This window comes from Streptomyces sp. LZ34 (genome assembly GCF_053890475.1).
The window spans coordinates 1,308,941-1,326,306 of record NZ_CM132680.1 but is presented as its reverse complement, the minus strand read 5'-3'; the positions used below and the strand labels follow the sequence as shown (position 1 = coordinate 1,326,306).

Annotated in this window: 12 protein-coding genes; 4 read left to right on the top strand and 8 right to left on the bottom strand. The window is 75.7% G+C overall.

The annotated features are described in order from the left end of the window. Window positions 1-19: 19 nt before the first annotated feature. Both ACWY4P_RS04525 and ACWY4P_RS04520 read left to right on the top strand, forming a co-directional pair. Window positions 20-1,201, top strand: coding sequence for an exonuclease SbcCD subunit D (locus ACWY4P_RS04525; RefSeq protein WP_456208802.1), 1,182 nt, complete (start codon window positions 20-22; stop codon window positions 1,199-1,201). Further along, window positions 1,198-4,680 (top strand): AAA family ATPase, encoded by a 3,483-nt coding sequence (locus ACWY4P_RS04520; protein ID WP_456208801.1) that lies wholly within the window; start codon window positions 1,198-1,200, stop codon window positions 4,678-4,680. The genes ACWY4P_RS04525 and ACWY4P_RS04520 overlap by 4 nt, the downstream gene beginning before the upstream one ends. A 35-nt stretch (window positions 4,681-4,715) precedes the next feature. Here the strand turns inward: ACWY4P_RS04520 and ACWY4P_RS04515 are convergent, their stop codons facing one another. The 6 genes from ACWY4P_RS04515 to pdxR form a co-directional block, all read right to left on the bottom strand. Then, the gene (locus ACWY4P_RS04515; RefSeq protein ID WP_456208800.1) at window positions 4,716-5,621 is read right to left on the bottom strand and encodes an ATP-grasp domain-containing protein; all 906 of its coding nucleotides are present in this window, start codon (window positions 5,619-5,621) and stop codon (window positions 4,716-4,718) included. 105 nt (window positions 5,622-5,726) lie between these two features. Beyond that, a complete protein-coding gene (locus ACWY4P_RS04510; protein ID WP_456208799.1) occupies window positions 5,727-7,418 on the bottom strand; it encodes a DUF885 domain-containing protein in 1,692 nt (563 codons plus the stop codon). Window positions 7,419-7,485: 67 nt separating this feature from the next. Next, window positions 7,486-8,727: a GNAT family N-acetyltransferase gene (locus ACWY4P_RS04505; protein ID WP_456208798.1), complete on the bottom strand. Its 1,242-nt coding sequence runs from the start codon at window positions 8,725-8,727 to the stop codon at window positions 7,486-7,488. Window positions 8,728-8,881: 154 nt separating this feature from the next. Further along, a complete protein-coding gene (locus ACWY4P_RS04500) occupies window positions 8,882-9,406 on the bottom strand; it encodes a DUF1990 family protein (RefSeq protein ID WP_456208797.1) in 525 nt (174 codons plus the stop codon). A gap of 30 nt (window positions 9,407-9,436) precedes the next feature. Then, on the bottom strand, window positions 9,437-11,032 hold the full coding sequence (locus ACWY4P_RS04495; protein WP_456212810.1) for an alkaline phosphatase D family protein: 1,596 nt from the start codon (window positions 11,030-11,032) through the stop codon (window positions 9,437-9,439). 95 nt (window positions 11,033-11,127) lie between these two features. Then, the gene (gene pdxR, locus ACWY4P_RS04490) at window positions 11,128-12,618 is read right to left on the bottom strand and encodes a MocR-like pyridoxine biosynthesis transcription factor PdxR (protein ID WP_456208795.1); all 1,491 of its coding nucleotides are present in this window, start codon (window positions 12,616-12,618) and stop codon (window positions 11,128-11,130) included. Between the two features lie 908 nt (window positions 12,619-13,526). On the opposite strand from pdxR, the gene ACWY4P_RS04485 reads away from it, so the two are divergent. Next, window positions 13,527-14,429, top strand: coding sequence for a DMT family transporter (locus ACWY4P_RS04485; protein ID WP_456212809.1), 903 nt, complete (start codon window positions 13,527-13,529; stop codon window positions 14,427-14,429). A 177-nt stretch (window positions 14,430-14,606) separates the two neighbouring features. Here ACWY4P_RS04485 and ACWY4P_RS04480 read toward each other — a convergent pair whose 3' ends face one another. Continuing rightward, entirely contained in the window at window positions 14,607-15,437 is an 831-nt protein-coding gene (locus ACWY4P_RS04480) for an alpha/beta fold hydrolase (protein ID WP_456208793.1), read from the bottom strand. A gap of 152 nt (window positions 15,438-15,589) precedes the next feature. Between ACWY4P_RS04480 and ACWY4P_RS04475 the strand changes: the two genes are divergently transcribed. Next, window positions 15,590-16,528 carry an RNA polymerase sigma-70 factor gene (locus tag ACWY4P_RS04475; RefSeq protein WP_456212808.1) on the top strand — a complete coding sequence of 313 codons (939 nt, stop codon included), beginning with the start codon at window positions 15,590-15,592 and terminating at the stop codon, window positions 16,526-16,528. Here the strand turns inward: ACWY4P_RS04475 and ACWY4P_RS04470 are convergent. Beyond that, a complete protein-coding gene (locus ACWY4P_RS04470; RefSeq protein ID WP_456208791.1) occupies window positions 16,522-17,301 on the bottom strand; it encodes an SDR family NAD(P)-dependent oxidoreductase in 780 nt (259 codons plus the stop codon). The genes ACWY4P_RS04475 and ACWY4P_RS04470 overlap by 7 nt on opposite strands. Between the last annotated feature and the right edge of the window lie 65 nt (window positions 17,302-17,366).

Here is a 17,366-nt window from a genome sequence, read left to right as displayed (position 1 = left end):
TGCGGGGCGGGGCGAGGCTGTGAGACTTCTGCACACATCCGACTGGCACCTGGGGCGGTCCTTCCACCGGGTGAACCTGCTCGCGGCACAGCGGAGGTTTATCGACCACCTGGTCGCGACCGTGCGCGAGCGGCGGGTCGACGCCGTGCTCGTCGCGGGCGACGTCTACGACCGGGCGGTGCCGCCGCTCGCCGCCGTCGAGCTCTTCGACGACGCCCTGCACCGCCTCGCCGACCTCGGCGTACCGACCGTCATGATCTCCGGCAACCACGACTCGGCCAGGCGGCTCGGCGTCGGCGCCGGGCTGATCGAACGGGCCGGCATCCATCTGCGCACCGACCCCGCGGGGTGCGCGACCCCGGTCGTCCTCGCCGACGACCACGGTGACGTCGCGCTCTACGGACTGCCGTATCTCGAGCCCGCCCTGGTGCGGGAGGCGCTGGGCGCGGAGGCGGCGGGGCACACCGCGGTGCTGCGCGCCGCCATGGACCGGGTGCGCGCCGACCTCGCCACCCGGCCACCGGGCACCCGCTCGGTCGTCCTCGCGCACGCCTTCGTCACCGGCGGCGCGCCCAGCGACAGCGAGCGCGACATCACCGTCGGAGGCGTCGACTCCGTCCCCGCCGAGATCTTCGACGGCGTCGACTACGTGGCCCTCGGGCACCTCCACGGCTGCCAGGCCATCACCGAGCGGGTCCGCTACTCCGGTTCGCCGCTCGCCTACTCCTTCTCCGAGGCCCGGCACCGCAAGTCCATGTGGCTCGTCGACCTCGGCCCCGGCGCCGCCCTGGCCGCCGAGCGCGTCGACTGCCCGGTGCCCCGGCCGCTGGCCCGGATCCGGGGCCGGATCGAGGAACTGCTCGCCGACCCGGACCTGGAGCGGCACGAGGACGCCTGGGTCGAGGCGACCCTCACTGACCCCGCGCGCCCCCACGAGCCGATGCCCCGCCTGACGCGGCGCTTCCCCCACCTGCTGAGCCTGGTCTTCGACCCCGAGCGGGCCCCGGAGGACCCGCTCGCCTCGTACGCACAGCGGCTGCGCGGCCGCACCGACCGGCAGATCGCGGAGGACTTCGTGGCCCATGTACGCGGCGGGCGCGGCCCGGACGAGGCCGAGCGCGCGGCGCTCGGCGCCGCGCTGGACACCGTACGGGTCAGCGAGGCCGAGCCCGCCCGGACCGCGGGGGAGGCGGGCCGATGAGGCTGCACCGCCTCGCCATGACCGCCTTCGGCCCCTTCGGCACCACCCAGGAGGTCGACTTCGACGAGCTCTCGTCCGCCGGGCTCTTCCTCCTGCACGGGCCCACGGGCGCGGGCAAGACGTCCGTCCTGGACGCGGTCTGCTACGGCCTGTACGGCCAGGTGCCCGGCGCCCGGCAGGGCAGCGGGCTGTCCCTGCGCAGCGACCACGCCGACCCGCACACCTCCACCGAGGTCGTCCTCGAACTCACCGTCGGCGGACGGCGCCTGCAGATCACCCGGCGCCCCGAACAGCCGCGCCCCAAGAAGCGCGGCACCGGCACCACGCGCGAGAAGGCGCAGAGCCGGCTGCGCGAATATCTCGCCGGGGCCGGGGAGTGGAAGGCGCTCAGCCGCTCGCACCAGGAGATCGGCGAAGAGATCTCCCAGCTGCTCGGCATGAGCAAGGAGCAGTTCTGCCAGGTGGTGCTGTTGCCCCAGGGCGACTTCGCCCGCTTCCTGCGCGCCGACGAAATGGCCCGCGGCAAGCTGCTCGGCAAGCTCTTCGACACGGGCCGCTTCGCCGCCGTCGAGGAACGCCTCGCCGAGCTGCGGCGCGCCGCGGAGAAGCAGGTCGTCGGCGGCGACGAACGGCTGCTCGCCCTCGCCCACCGCATGTCCCAGGCCGCCGGCCCCGCCCCCGGCCCCGACGATCAACCGCTGCCGGACCTCGCCCCCGGTCGGCCGGGGCTGGCCGACGCCGTACTGGAGTGGGCCGCCATCGCCCGTACGACCGCCCGCGAGCGGCAGGACATCGCGCTCGCCGCGGTCCAGGCCGCGGAATCCGCCCACCAGGCCGCCCGCCGCGCGGCCGACGCCGAACGCGAACGCGCCCGCCTCCAGCACCGCCACGCCGAGGCCCGCCACCGCGCCGACGAGCTCGAGCGCCGGCGCGCCGAGTACGACCTGACCCGCGCACGCCTGGAACAGGCCCGCGCGGCCGACGCCGTCGTCCCCGCCCTGGAACTCCACGCCGCCGCCGAACGCGACCACACCACCGCCGCTACCGCCGAACACACCGCCCGCACCCACCTGGCGGCGGAGCCCGACCTGGACCCTCAGGGGGCGGACTCGGCGGACGTTCCCGCGCCCGGCGAGATCGGGCTCCCGGGCCCGCGCCGCGCCGCCGACGGGACGGTGCCGCGCACTGGAGCGGCGGGGTCCGGGCGTCCGCCGGCGGGCGCTGCCGCCGGGCAGGCGGCCACTGAGTCGCCGGATGCGGGACCGGGCCACGCGGCTGGCGCGGACGCCCCGACGCGGGGATTCCCCGGGCGACCCGGGGCAGCGGACCTGCCTTCGGCGGACGCCGAGCGGTCCGCCGCGGGGCAGCGGAGCGTGGGGGAGGAGCCGGGGGCGGAGTCCGTCGTGAGCGGGGCGCGGTGGCGGGGTGATGCGTCCGGCCCTGCGGGTGACGGCGCCGAGCGGTCCGTCGGCGGGGCGGCAGGCGCGGGCTCGGGGCAGGGGGGCCGGGCGCAGGTGGGAATGCCGGGGCTCGCGGGTGCGGGCGCCGGGCGGCTCGCCGCCGAGGAGCGGCGGCTGCGGGAGGAGTTGGGGTCGCTGGGCGCGGCGCGGCGGGCCGAGCGGCGGGCGGGGGAAGTGGCCGCCGAGGTCGCGGGGCTCGACCGGCAGGCGCGTGCCGACGAGGAGGCGATCGAGGAGGCCGGGCAGTGGCTCGCCGGGTGGGAGACGGCGCGCCAGGCGCATACGCGGCGGGTGGAGGCCGCGCAGGAGGCCGTCACCCGGGCCGAACAGCTCGCCGGGCAGCTCGCCCCCGCCCGGCAGCGGCTCGAGGCCGCCCGGCGGCGGGACCTCCTGGCCGGGCAGGCGACCGACGCGGAACAGCGCCTGCTGCGCTCCCGCGAGGCGGCCGCCGCCGCGCACGAGAGCTGGCTCGACCTCAAGGACCGGCGGCTGCGCGGCATCGCCGCCGAGCTCGCGGCGGGGCTGAGCGTCGGCGAGCCGTGCGCGGTGTGCGGGGCGACCGAACATCCCCGCCCCGCGCGCCCGGGCGCCGGCCATGTGGACCGTACGGCGGAGGAGGCCGCGCTGGCGGCCTACCGGCGGGCGGAGGCCGGGCGGGAGGAGGCCGAGCGGCGGCTCCAGTCGCTGCGGGAGGCGCTGGCGGGCGCGGAGGCCGCCGCGGGCGGCGGAACGGCGGACGAACTGGACCGGGCCGCGGCGGACTTGGAGACCGCGCTCGCCGAGGCCCGCGGCGCCGGGGCCGACGGCCACGCCGCGCGCGAGGCGCTCGCCCACGCCGAGGAAGAGCACGAGCGGCGCGTGGCCCAGCGGCAGGAGGCCGAGCGGCGCGCCGCCGCGCGCACCTCGCGGCGCGAGGCCCTGCTGCGGGAGCGGGCCGCGCTGCTGGCGGAGTTGGAGCGGGCCCGCGGCGGTGCCGCCACCGTGGCCGAGCGCGCCGCCCGGCTGGAACGTCACGCGGGGCTGCTGGCCCGGGCCGCCGAGGCGGTCCGGGAGGCCGAGGCCGCCGCGCGGCGGCTGGCGGAGGCCGGGGCGCGGCTCGTCGACGCCGCGCGCCGCGCGGGCTTCGAGACGCCACACGCCGCGGCCCGCGCCGTACTGCCCGCGGTGGACCAGCGCGGGCTGCGGCACCGTCTGGAGCAGCGGCAGACGGAGTCCGCGGCCGTCGCGGCCGAGCTGGCCGATCCGCAGGTGGTGGCGGCCGCGCAGGAGCCCCCGGCCGACCCCACCGCCGCCGAGGCGGCGGCCGAGGCGGCCACCCGCGCGCTGCGCGAGGCGTCGGCGCGGGACGCGGCGGCCCGCACCCGCTGCCAGGAGCTGGACCGGCTCTCCGCCCAGGCCGTCGCCGACGCGCGGCGGCTCGCCCCGCTGCGCGAGGAGCACGACCGCCTGGCCCGCCTGGCCACGCTCGCGGCGGGCACCTCCGCCGAGAACGAGCGGAGGATGCGCCTGGAGGCGTACGTCCTGGCCGCGCGGCTCGAACAGGTCGCCGCCGCGGCCAGCGCCCGGCTGCGGCGCATGTCCGCCGGGCGCTACACCCTCGTGCACTCCGACGCACGGACGGGCGGCCGCGGCAGGTCGGGGCTCGGCCTGCATGTCATCGACGCCTGGACCGGCAGCGAGCGCGACACCGCGACCCTCTCCGGCGGCGAGACCTTCTTCGTGTCGCTGTCGCTCGCCCTCGGCCTCGCCGATGTGGTGACGGACGAGGCGGGCGGCACCCGGCTGGACACCCTCTTCATCGACGAGGGTTTCGGCAGCCTGGACGAGCAGACCCTCGACGAGGTCCTGGATGTGCTGGACTCGCTGCGCGAGCGGGACCGTACGGTCGGCATCGTCAGCCATGTCGCCGACCTCCGCCAGCGCATCCCGGTGCGGCTGGAGGTGGTGAAGGGCCGCGACGGATCGGCGGTCCGCCACCGTACGGCCGGGGGCACGGCCGGAGCGGGCGGGCGGACCTGACGCGGGCGGACCCCGCCGGTCCGCGATCCGCCCCGTCAGCGCGGCCCTACGCGGCTGCCGACACCAGGCCCCGTCGCGCCCGCCGCAGCCAGCGTCTCGAACAGCGCGTCCGTGTCGGCGTCCCGCGGGAGCCCGCTGACCTGGCCGTCCCCGACCTCCACCACACGCCACCGCCCGTCCTCGCGCAGCGCCAGATCCGTGGTCACGAACCGGCAGCCCAGCTCCCGTACGGCCGGCGCCACCGCCGCCAGGTCGGGGGAAGGGCGCAGCTCGGGTGAGTCGGGGTGGGGGCCGACGAGGGCGGGTTCGCCGTCCACCCACCAGACGCGGGCCTCGCCCACCGGCGCGTACGGCTCGTACGCGCGCAGCACCACGCCCCCGGTCAGGAACTCGCCCTGTAGCTCGACGAAGCGCGCCACGACGGCGGCCAGGCGGGGCGCATCGGCCAGGTCCGGGACGTAGCAGGCCTCGGTCCACTCGTGTTTGCGGGACTTGACCCAGTCCTTGACCACGGCCGGGCCGCCGCCGAGCCGGGCGGCGAGGTCCGCCAGCTCGGCCTCGCCCGGCGCCCGGTCCGGAGGCGACGGGAGCCAGGCGCTGCGCGGGGTCAGCGCGGCGAAGGTGTCGTACCAGCCGGGCAGCTCATGCGCGGCGCGGTACCGCTCGGGGGAGGTGAGCAGGGCGCAGCCCCGGTCGGCGAGCGCCGCGGACAGCTCGGCGTATCGGTTGCCCGACACCATCCAGCCGCGGTACCACGCGGGTCCGGCGTCCCGCGGCACCCGGGCGACCGCGTCCGCCGCGCCCTGGGACATCAGTGCCTCGTGGTCGACCAGGGCCACTGTCACCCCCAAGGCGCGGGCGGCCCGCGCCTCCTCGGCGAACTCGGGGTCGACGCGCCGCGGTGCGAGCGGATCGCAGGGGAAGAGGAAGACGGTGCTCATAGCGGCTGACTTTAGGAAGCCGGGCGGCCGCGCCGCAACGGCGATGCGTCCGCCATGGCAATGCGTCCGCCTCGGCGATGCGCCCGGCCCGACCCCCTCACCCCGTCAGATCGCTGAGAGTTCGGCCACCAGGTCGTCCAGGCCGAGCGAGCCCTGTGAGAGGGCCGCCATGTGCCAGGACTTGGCGTCGAAGGCGTCACCGTGGGCCTTGCGGGCCGCCTCGCGCCCGGCCAGCCAGGCGCGCTCGCCCAGCTTGTAGCCGATGGCCTGGCCCGGCATGCCCAGGTAGCGCACCAGCTCGCTCTCGATGAAGTCCGCGGGCCGGCCGCTGTGCCGGGCGAAGAACTCCTGCGCCAGCCCCGGCGTCCAGCGCTCCCCGGGGTGGAACGGGGAGTCGGCGGGGATCTCCAGCTCCAGGTGCATGCCGATGTCGATGATCACCCGCACCGCGCGCATCATCTGCGCGTCGAGGTAGCCCAGGCGCCGCTCGGCGTCGGTGAGGTACCCCAGCTCGTCCATCAGCCGCTCCGCGTACAGCGCCCAGCCCTCCGCGTTGGCGCTGACCATGCCGACCGTGGCCTGGTAGCGGGAGAGCCGGTCGGCCACATGCGTCCACTGCGCCAGCTGTAGATGGTGGCCGGGCACGCCCTCGTGGTACCAGGTGGAGACCAGGTCGTAGACCGGGAAGCGGGTCTCGCCCATGGTGGGCAGCCAGGTCCGGCCCGGCCGTGAGAAGTCCACCGACGGCTGGGTGTAGTACGGCGCCGCCGCGGTGCCCGGCGGCGCGATCATCGACTCGACCCGCTTGACCCGCTCGGCCAGGTCGAAGTGGGTGCCGTCCAGCGCCTCGATGGCCTGGTCCATGAGGCCCTGAAGCCAGGCGCGGGTCTCCTCGACGCCCTCGATGGCCTGGCCGTGCTCGTCGAGGTGGCGCAGCGCCTCCCAGGGGGTGGCGCCGGGGAGGATCTTCTCCGCCTCGGTGCGCATCTCGGCGTGCAGCCGGTGGTATTCGGACCAGCCGTAGGCGTACGCCTCGTCCAGGTCGAGGTCGGTGCCGTTCCACATGCGCGCCCACCGCTGGTAGCGCTCGCGTCCGACGACGTCCGGCGTGCCCTGGACCGCCGGGCCGTACACATCGCGCAGCCAGTCGCGGAGCGTGGCGAAGGCGGCGGTGGCCTCGGCCGCCGCCTCGTCCAGCTCGGCGCGCAGCGCCTCGGGGCCGCCGGCCGCGAAGTCGGAGAACCAGCCGCGGTCGGTGTCGGCGGTGCCGATCCATTGGCCGAGCTGGCCGACGACCGTGGACACCTGGCGGGGGCCGGCGGGCAGATCCTGCCGCAGCCCCTCGGCGAGCGAGGCGCGGTACCCCTCCAGGGCGGCCGGTACGGCGCGCAGCCGCGCGGCGACCGCCGCCCAGTCGTCCTCGGTCTCGGCCGGCATCACGGTGAAGACGCCGCGCATGGCGTGCAGCGGGGAGTGGAGGTTGCTGACCGCCCGCAGGTGTTCCCGCGCCTCGTGCACGGCGAGCTCGGCGGTCAGCCGCTCCCGCAGCAGCCGGGCGCAGCGCCGCTCGATGTCGCTGTCCGCACCGGGCCGCGCCTCGGCCTCGCCGAGCCGGCCCAGGGTGGTGCGGGCGAGGTCCGCGAGCGCCTCCTGCCCCGCGGGCGAGAAGTCCGGCAGGCGCCGGGCGCTTTCGGGCACCCCCAGGTAGGTGCCGGTGATCGGATCGAGTTCGATGAGGGCGTCGACGTAGGCGTCGGCCACCTGGCGGGGCAGGGATGCGTCATTGGTCTCGGACATGCGGCCATCCTCGTACGACGGAAGGGGTCGCGTCACGGGCATGTGGATGTTACGTACCTGACCGAGATCATCTCGAGGGGATCACCGCGGGCGAGAGCCGGGCGGTGATGACGAGCGTGCCCTCCTCGATCTGATAGTCCAGCGGCAGCTCCAGCGCGCGCATCGCCGCGACCATGCCGGTGTTGGCCGACTGGGTGACGGCGTAGACGCTCTCGCACCCCGTCTCGGTGGCCATCGCGACCAGCCGCCGCAGCAGCTCCCCGCCGATGCCCCGCCGCTGCCACTCGTCCTCGACGAGCAGCGCGATCTCGGTCTCGTCCCCGTCCCACAGCAGATGGCCGAGGGCCACCAGCCGCCCGGAGGCGGTGTGTGCGGCGAGGGTGCGGCCGAAGCGGGGGCTCAGCAGATGGCCGAGGTAGCGGTCGGCGTCGGCGACCGGGCCGTGGTAGCGCAGGGCGAGCGTCTCGGCCGAGCACCGCTGGTGCATCGCGCGCGCCCCGTCCAGGTCGCGGGTGTCGGCGCGGCGCACGGTGATCTCGTTGCCCTCGGGCAGCGTCAGCACATCGTGGCGGCGCGGGACGCGCGGGCCCAGCCGGGCGTCCAGCTCGACCAGCGCGCGGGCGCGCGCGAACTCGGTCGGGGTGAAGGGGAGGTACGAGCGCTCGATGGTGATCGCGCCGCCGGACGGGTCTCGCAGCCGCATCACGGTCTCCTCCAGCACGCCCTCGACCGGCGGTACCCCGTCCAGCGGGCGGCCGCTCAGGGACTTGGCGGGCAGTGACCGGATGGTGCAGCGGCCGAGCAGCTGGCGCAGCGCGAGAGGGAGCTCGGCGGCGTCCAGGGCGGTGCGGGTGGCCAGGGACAGGATTCGGGTCGGCGCGTCCACCAGGTCGTGGGTGTCGGCCCGCTCCATCCAGGTGTCCCGGCCGCCGCCGGCCGTGACGGCGTGGGTCAGCTCGGCGGGCGGCAGTCCGGCGGGGGCGCGCAGCAGGAACTCGTCCACGGTGCCGTCAGCCAGCGGGTGGGTCTGCAGCGCCAGGATGTCGACCTCGTGGCGGGCGAGCACCACGCACAGCGCCGCGAGGGTCCCGGGCGCGTCCCGTACGGTCGTCCGCATCCGCCACAGGGCGGTGTCGGCGCTCCGGGCACCGTTCGTGCCGTTCGCGTCGGGTGCGCCGTCCGTGCTCTCCGTACCGTCCGTGACAGGGCCGTTGGCATGGCGCCGTGACCACCGGGCGGCCAGCTCCACCAGATCGCGCCGCCAGCCGTGGGGGCGCCGGGTGTGGTCGTGAGGGGTCGCGTGGGTCATGCGTACACCCTTGCCGAAGGGTGTTGCGTGATCACGAACGCATTGTGACCGATGGGTTAAGAGGGCATTTGCCGTGTGAAACCGTTTTTGTCTGGAATGGAACGGTTGAAAGGTGAGGCCTGACAGCCTGACGGACTTCAGCTTCTTCAGGCTCTCATGCCGCGGCCAGCCGCCGCAGCACCGCCCCGCAGCGCCGCGCGTACGCCCGCTGAAAGAGCGGCACCAATGGCCCGGCCGCACGCGTGTACCAGGCCGCCGGGCGGCTGAAGGCCGTCACCGTGAGCATAACGGCCCCGTCCCGCTCCAGGCTGACGACGAACGACTCCTCGCCGCGCTCCGGGTGCCCGGGCAGCGTCCCGTACGCGAAGCCGGTCCGTGTTTTTTCCGCCACTGTCCACACCACCTGGCACGGCGCGCGCAGCCGCAGCCGCCCCACCCCCAGCCCGATCACCACGGGCAGGCCCGCCACGGCGGTCGGCTCCCAGCAGCGCACCGTCAGACCAAGCCCCCGGTGCATGCGCCAGTCCATCAGCGCCCGGCCCGCGGCCCCGAACGCGTCGGGGCCGCGGCCCACCGGGACGCACGCCCGGAGATGGCGGTAGCCGGCGGGCAGCGGCCACTGCCGCGTGGCGCCTGTCTCCGGGTAGGTCAGACGGGATACGGGGCCGGTGGTGGACATGCTCGTACGGTACGAGCCCGGCCCCGCGCGTCACTGGCCGACGCGCCCGGGGCGCAACACCTTGGTGAACAGGACCCCTCCGCCCAGCTCGCGCAGCCGGACCGTCAGCTCGCCGCTGTGCCCGTCGATGTCCACCTCGCCGAAGAACTGGAAGCCCTCGGCCGGTGAGACGTTCGCCCTGGTCGGCGCCTTGACGAAGGGCTGCTCCGGCCCGAAGGTGCCGTCCGGCTTCACCGCCGGGAACGAGCCCGCGTTCAGTGGCCCGGAGACGAACTCCCAGAACGGGGCGAAGTCCTTGAAGGCCGCCCGCGACGGGTCGTAGTGCTGGGCGCTGGTGTAGTGGACGTCCGCCGTCAGCCACACCGTGCCGGTGATCTTCCGGTGCTTGATGTGCCGCAGCAGCTCCGCGATCTGCAGCTCACGGCCGAGCGGCGCCCCCGGGTCGCCCTGCGAGACCGCCTCGAAGTCCGTAGCCCCGTCCGGGACCACCAGACCCAGCGGCATGTCACAGGCGATCACCTTCCACACCGCGCGCGACGCCGACAGCTCCCGCTTGAGCCAGGCCAGCTGCTCGGCGCCGAGGATGCCCTGGGTGTCCTCGGGCTGCCGGTCCGGCGAGTTGGCGTTCCGGTACGTACGGCAGTCCAGCACGAACACGTCGAGCAGCGGGCCGTGCCGCAGCACCCGGTACACCCGGCCCTCGCCGTCGGGCCGCAGTGTGGAGATCGGGAAGTACTCGCTGAACGCCTGCCGCGAGCGTGCCGCCAGCACGTTGACGTTCTTCTCGGTGTAGCGGGCGTCGGTGAGGATCTCGCCCGGGTACCAGTTGTTGAGGACCTCGTGGTCGTCCCACTGGACGATGGTCGGCACCTGCGCGTTGAATCGGCGCAGATTGGCATCAAGCAGGTTGTAACGGAAGTTGCCCCGGAACTCCGCGAGCGTCTCGGCCACCTTGGACTTCTCCTCGGTGGTGATGTTCCGCCAGGTGCGGCCGTCGGGCAGCGCCACGCTCTGCGTCAGCGGGCCGTCGGCGTAGATGTTGTCACCGCTGCACAGGAAGAAGTCCGGGTCCAGCCGCCGCATCTCCTCGAAGATCCGGTAGCCGCCGAGGTCCGGGTTGATGCCCCAGCCCTGCCCGGCCAGGTCGCCCGACCACACGAACCGCACCCCCTGACGGCGGGCCGGCGCGGTGCGGAACGTCCCGTACACCGGCTCGCCGGTGCGGCGCGGGTCGTCCGGGTCGGCGAGCAGCACCCGGTAGTGGACCTGGCTGCCCGGCGGCAGCCCGTGCAGCGCGGTGGTGCCGGTGAAGTCGCTGCCGGCCCCCAGCACCGGGCCCCGCCAGCGCCGCGCCTTCGCGAACGACTCGGTCGCGGACGTCTCGACGACCATCCGGGCCGGACGGTCGGAGCGCACCCACACCAGGCCCGAGGATGTTGTGACATCGCCCACCTGGACGCCCCACTGGGCGCTCGGCCGCCCGGACAGCGCCTGCGCGGGCGCGGCGGACGCCGTCGACGACGCCAGCGCCGGCAGCGCCAGCCCGGCGGACGCGGCCGCCGACCCCAGCAGTACCTGCCGCCGCTCGAGCCCTCGGTTATCGGATCTGTCGGATTCCCGCGCCATGCCGAACCTCCCGTTGTTCATGGAACCGCTGTGCGGTGTGCGGTCCCGTTGCTATCGGTGCCAGATGCCTCGCATTCGAACGGACAGTGAACAACTCACCGCGGGGCGGCGGGAAGGCCCGGGACCCCGGCATTGGCGATCAGGGCCACGGCCTGGGCGATCCGGGCGGGAGAGAGATGGGCGTAGCCCATCACCAGACGTACGTGTCCGTCGTCCGCTCCGTCGTCCGTGGCAGCGCGGGCGGTGTGCGGGCGAGCGGGGACGCGCCCGGGCCGATGCCCGTAGTCGGCGAGCGGGCGCAGCGCCACCCCCGCCCGCGCCGCGCGCTCCAGGAAGCGCGCCTGGGGTCCGTACCGCCGTGGCAGCCGCGCGATGACATGCAGCCCGGCGGCGATCCCGGTCACCTCCGTCCCCGGGAAGTGTTCGGCCAGCGCCGCGACCAGCGCGTCGCGCCGCTCCCGGTAGGCGCGCCGGCAGCGCCGCAACTGCCGGTCGTAGTCGCCGCGTTCGATGAACTCGGCCAGCAGCGCCTGATCCAGCGCCGGATTGCCGAGATCCATGGTCCGCTTGCGCTCCACGACCAGGTCCACCAGCTGTTGGGGTATCACCAGCCAGCCCAGCCGCAGCCCCGGGGCGAGCGACTTGCTGACCGAGCCGGCATAGGCGACCCGGGCCGGGTCGAGGCCCTGCAGCGCGCCGACCGGTGCCCGGTCGTAGCGGAAGTCGCCGTCGTAGTCGTCCTCCACCAGCAGCCCGTCGGCGGCGCGCGCCCACTCCAGCAGCTCCAAACGGCGCCGCGCCGAATACGCGATGCCCGAGGGGAACTGGTGGCAGGGGGTGAGCTGGGCGGCCCGCGCGCCCGACGCGGCCAGCGCGGCGGGCGACAGCCCCTCGGCGTCCAGCGGCACGGGGACGGCCGTCAGGCCCGCCGCCGAGAGCAGCGCGGTGTGCTCGGGGCTGCCGGGGTCCTCCACCGCCACGGCCCGGTGGCCAAGACCGGCCAGCGTGAAGCCCAGCAGCGTCATGGCCTGCGCGACGCCCGAGCAGATCACCACGGACTCCGGGTCCGCCACCACCCCACGGCGGCGGGTGAGCAGCCCCGCCACGGCCGCCCGCAACTCCGGCAGCCCGCGCGGATCCGGATAGCCGAGCCCGCTGTGCGGAAGGCGCGCCAGTACCCGGCGATGCGCCGCCGACCACGCGGCGCGCGGGAACAGCGACAGATCGGGGGTGCCGGGCAGAAATCCGGTCTCCGGCGCGCCGCCGGAGACCGGCCGCTTGTGCTCCCGCACCGCCGCGGTCTGCGCCGCCCCGCTCACCCAGGTGCCCGAGCCCCGGCTGCTGCTGAGGTACCCCTCGGCCGTCAACTGCTCGTACGCGTCGGTCACAAGCCCGCGCGAGACCCCCAGATCGGCCGCCAACTCCCGGCTGGACGGCAACCGTGTCCCGGCGGCGATCCGCCCGGAGCGCACCGCCTCGCGCAGCGCGGACTGAAGCATCCGCCCGCGCCGACGGGGCGGCGCGGCCGCGGTGGGGAGCAGCAACTCCCAGGCGGCGGTCCAGGAAGTGGTCCGTGAATCAGCCATCGGATTGGACCTTAAAGGGTGCCGGTCGGCTGCCTAGCGTCGGCGCCATGAAACGAAGCGATCTCCCCGAGGGCACGGTACCGGCGGGGCGCCACCGCCCCGCGGTTGCCACCCCCGAGCCCCCAGACGCCCCCGCACCCGGCGCGCCGCGCCGCGCGGACGGAGGCGATACGGGTACACCCGCGGCTGGTGGCCCGGCCGTCCCGGCGGGTCGAGCCACCGCCGGTGACGCCACCACCCATGCCACCGCCGGCGCCGCCGGCCCCGGGCCGGTCGAGGCGCGGGCCGTGCGCCGGGCGGCAGGCCGTGGCGGCGCCGCTCGTCCTGCCGGCGTCGGCGGCCCGGCCGACGCCCTGGGCACCGATGGCGTCCCTGACCCGGCCGGTCCGGCGGGCCGGACCGACCCGGCCGCCACGACCGTCCCGGCGGCCGCCGACCCCGTCATCACCGACGCCACGGCAGGCCCTGCCGGCTCGCCCGGCCCTGTCGGCCCCGGGCCCGGCGAGGCCCGGGGCGTACGCCGGGCGGCGGGCCGTGGCGGCGCCGCCCGTGCCGCCGGCGGCGGTACGAATGCGGCCGGTGTCGGCGGCCCGGCTGTCCCGCTCGGCGCCGGTGGCGCCCCTGACACGGCCGGTCCGGCGCGCCCGGCCGGTCGGCTCGGCCGAGCCCAACCGGCGATCCCCACCAGGGCCGTTGGCCCGGCGCGCCCCGCTGACCCGCTCGCCATGGCCGACCCGGCCGCCGCCGACCCCAGGCCGGCCGTCCGCCCAGCGGAGACCGTCGCCGCGGAGGATGTCGCCGCGGAGAGTCTCGCCGCGGAGGGTGTCGCCGCGGAGGGTGTCGCCGCGCCCCGCGCGACGCCGGGGCACGGCGGTGGCGGGCGGTCGCGCCATGGGCTGCTGGGGGCGCTGCTCGCGGGCTTGGCGTGCTGCCTGGTCGGTGCCTCGTTCACCGCCAACAGCGTGCTCGGCCACTACCCGCACGCGGGAGGCCAGGCACTGCGCTACGGCCTCGCCTGCGTCCTGCTTCTGCCGCTCGCCGGGCGCGGTGGGCGGGCGGTGCTGGGTCCGCTGCGGGCGCTGAGCGGGCGGCAGTGGGGGCGGCTGGCGGCGCTCGCGGCCGTTGGCATGGTCGGGTTCAACCTGGCCGTGCTCGCGGCGGAGGGCAGTGCGGAGCCCGCGGTGCCGGGGGTGTTCGTCGGCTGCGCGCCCGTGGTCGTCGCCGTGATCGCGCCCGCGCTCGACGGGCGGCGCCCGGCCCCGGTGGTGGTCGCGGGGGCGCTGTCTGTCGCCGCGGGCGCGATCACGGTGCAGGGGTGGGGGCGTACGGACACGGCCGGGCTGCTGTGGTCGGTGGGGGCGCTCGCGGGCGAGGTGGGCTTCGCCGTACTCGCCGTCCCCGTCCTGCGGCCGCTCGGCCCCCGGCTGCTGTCCGCCGCGGCCTGCGGCCTCGCTGCCGTGGAGTCCGCGCTGCTCGGCCTGGTGCTCGACGGCGCGGGATGGCTGAGGGTGCCGGACGGGGGAGAGACGGCGGCGCTGCTGTGGCAGGCGGCCGTGGTCACCGTCGTCGGCTTCGTCTGCTGGTACGTCGGCGTCCAGCGGATCGGCGCCGAGCGGGCCACCCTGTTCTCCGGCCTGATCCCCGTCTCCGCCGCCGCGACCGCACCGCTCGTCGGCGCGGGCGGCTACGGCCCGGCGCAGGCGGTCGGCAGCCTCCTGGTCGCCCTGGGCGTGGCCCTGGGCTCGGGCCTGGTGGGCCGCGGCTCGGTTCTCGCCCGGCCACCGCTGGGCGGAGGTACCTCCCGGCGGTAGCCGGGGGCGCCCCCGCCGGGGCGCCTGAGCCTCCCGCAGCCTTCGGCCGGGGGTACCCCCTGCCGACGGTCGGCCACGCGGCGATCGCAGCCTCGGGGCCTGCGCGCGTTCTCCCCCTCACAGCACACATCAGCGCCTCCGGCGCGGGCGGCGCGCCCCTTCGGCGCGCGCGGCCGGTCAGCGGCTGCCGTCCAGGACGACGCGGGCGACGAGGGCCGGGTCGTCGTTCATGGGGACGTGGCCGCAGCCGGGGAGGCGGACCAGCCGGGCGGCGGGGATCGCGCGCTTGGCCCGGACGCCCTGACGGGGCAGCAGCACCCGGTCGCGGGTGCCCCAGCCGATGGTGACCGGCACGTCGGGGACGTCGTCCGTGAACACGACTCCGCGCCCGGACGCGAGGGTGGCCTCGAACCCGGTCGCCTCGCGCATGGCCCGCGCCTCGGCGACCACCGCCGGGGCCGAACGCCGCCCGGGCCGGGCGCAGATGGTGCCGGTCAGCGCCGCCCGCCCCGCCGCCGTCCGCGCCAGCCGGCCGATCAGCGGCAGCGGTATCGCCCGGGCGCCTACCCGCATGGCCGTCAGCACCCCGAAGGCGTAGCGGCGTTCGGCCTCGCTCCAGAACCGCGCCGGGGCGAGCGCGGTGACCGACCGTACGAGCTTTCGGCGGCCGAGTTCGAGGGCGAGCAGCCCGCCCAGGGAGTTCCCGGCGACGTCCGGACGGTCGAGAGCGAGCGCCTCGAACAGCGCGGCGAGCACGGGCACCACGCCCTCCAGGCCGTACCCGACGCCGTCCGGCAGCGCGGAGGACTCCCCGAAGCCGGGCAGGTCGACGGCCGTCACCTCGCGCTCGACGGCGAGGATGTCCAGCACCGGCTCCCAGGCCTGCCAGTGGTGTCCGATGCCGTGCAGCAACACCAGGGGCCGGCCGGCGCCGCGCCGCTCGTAGACGACGCGCGCGGGCTGCCGCCCGGTGGGCGTGTCGATGGGGAAGGTGATGGTGGCGGCCATACGGCGGCTCCTCGTCGGTTCCAGGCGACATGGTGACTCGGTGACGCGGTGTCGTGCTGATGTGGTGACTCGGTGACGTCGCGAGACAGGATGTCAGCGGGAGTTACCCAGGGGTAGACCCGGTGCGTGTCATGCCCCGGCGGGGTGGGATGATGGGCCTCGTGGCCACTTCTGACACCGCGGCCGACACCGCGACGGCAGTCTTCGAAGAGCACCGCTCCCTGCTGACCGGAGTGGCCTACCGCATGCTGGGTCGGGTGACGGACGCGGAGGACGTCGTCCAGGAGGCATGGCTGCGCTGGTCGGGCGCCGACCGCGAGGCGGTGCGCGAACCCCGCGGCTATCTCGTACGGATCGCCACCCGGCTCGCCATCGACCGGCTGCGGCAGGTGCAGGCCCGCCACGAGTCGTACGTCGGCCCGTGGCTGCCCGAGCCGATCGCCACCGACTTCGGCCACACCGTCCCGGACACCGCCGAGCGGGCGGTACTCGCCGACTCCGTCTCGCTGGCCGTGCTCGTCGTCCTGGAGTCGCTCTCACCGCTGGAGCGCGCGGTGTTCGTGCTGCGCGAGGCCTTCGGCTTCCCGCACGGGGAGATCGCCGCCACTTTGGACCGTACGGAGGCGGCGGTGCGGCAGCTGGCCGGGCGGGCGCGGCGCCATGTGGAGGAGCGCAAGCCGCGGTTCGAGGTGGACCCGGGGCAGCGCCGTGACCTGACGGAGCGCTTCCTGACCGCCGCGCAGGGCGGCGACCTCGAGGGGCTGCTCGCACTGCTGGCGCCCGATGCGCGCCTCATCGGCGACACCGACGGCAAGTCCAAGGCGCCGCTGCGGATCATGGAGACGGCGGACAAGATCGCCCGCTTCCTGACGGCGGTGGGCCAGGACACCGTCCCGGACGCGGAGCTGGTCTTCACCGAGCTCAACGGCGGCCCGGCGATGGTCCTGTTCTCGGCCGGCCGTCCCGACACGGCCCTGTCCCTCGATGTCGCCGACGGCCGGATCCAGGCCGTCTACATCATGCGCAACCCCGACAAGCTGACACACCTGACACAGCTGGCGCAGGTGCCCCCGGCGGACGCGGCTCAGTGAACGGAGAACCCGCCGTCGACGAAGATCGACTGCCCGGTGACATAGTCGGAGGCGCGGCTCGCCAGAAAGACCGCCGCGCCCGCGAAGTCCTCGGGCAGGCCGTTGCGCCCGACCATCGTGCGCGCGGCCAGCGCCGCCACCCGCTCGGGGTCGGCGGACAGCCGCGTGTTGAGCGGTGTCATCACGAACCCCGGCACGAGCGTGTTGCAGGTGACGCCGTACGGCGACCACGCCTCGGCCTGTGACCGGGCCAGCGACTCCAACGCCCCCTTGGACACTCCGTACGCGCCGCTCTGCACAAACGCCCGGTGCGCCTGCTGGGAGGTGATGTGGATGATCCGGCCGAAGCCCCGTTCGGCCATCCCCGGGCCGAACCGCTGCCCCAGCAGATAGGGCGCCTCCAGGTTCACCGCCATCGTGGTGTCCCACGCCTCCTCGCCGAGCTCGCCCATCGGGGGCCGCAGATTGATCCCGGCGCTGTTGACGATGATGTCGGGCTCCCCGAACAGCGCGGCCGCCTCCTCGGCCGCCGCGCGCACACCGTCGCGGGTGCCGAGATCGGCGCTCACCCGGGCCGCCCGGCAGCCCAGCCCCGTCAGCTCTTCGACGGTGGCGGCCAACTCCGCTTCCCTGCGTGCCACCACCACGACGCTCGCGCCCGCGCGCGCCAGGGCGCCGGCGATACCGCGGCCGATGCCCGAACTGCCGCCGGTCACCACGGCGACCCGGCCGTCCAGCGAGAACAGTTCGGAGAGGTAGGCCTGTGACGTCATGCCGGAATTCTAGGCGGCCCGGCGGCCCGGCGGCCCGTGGATTGGTCTTGACCAAGTCACCGCGC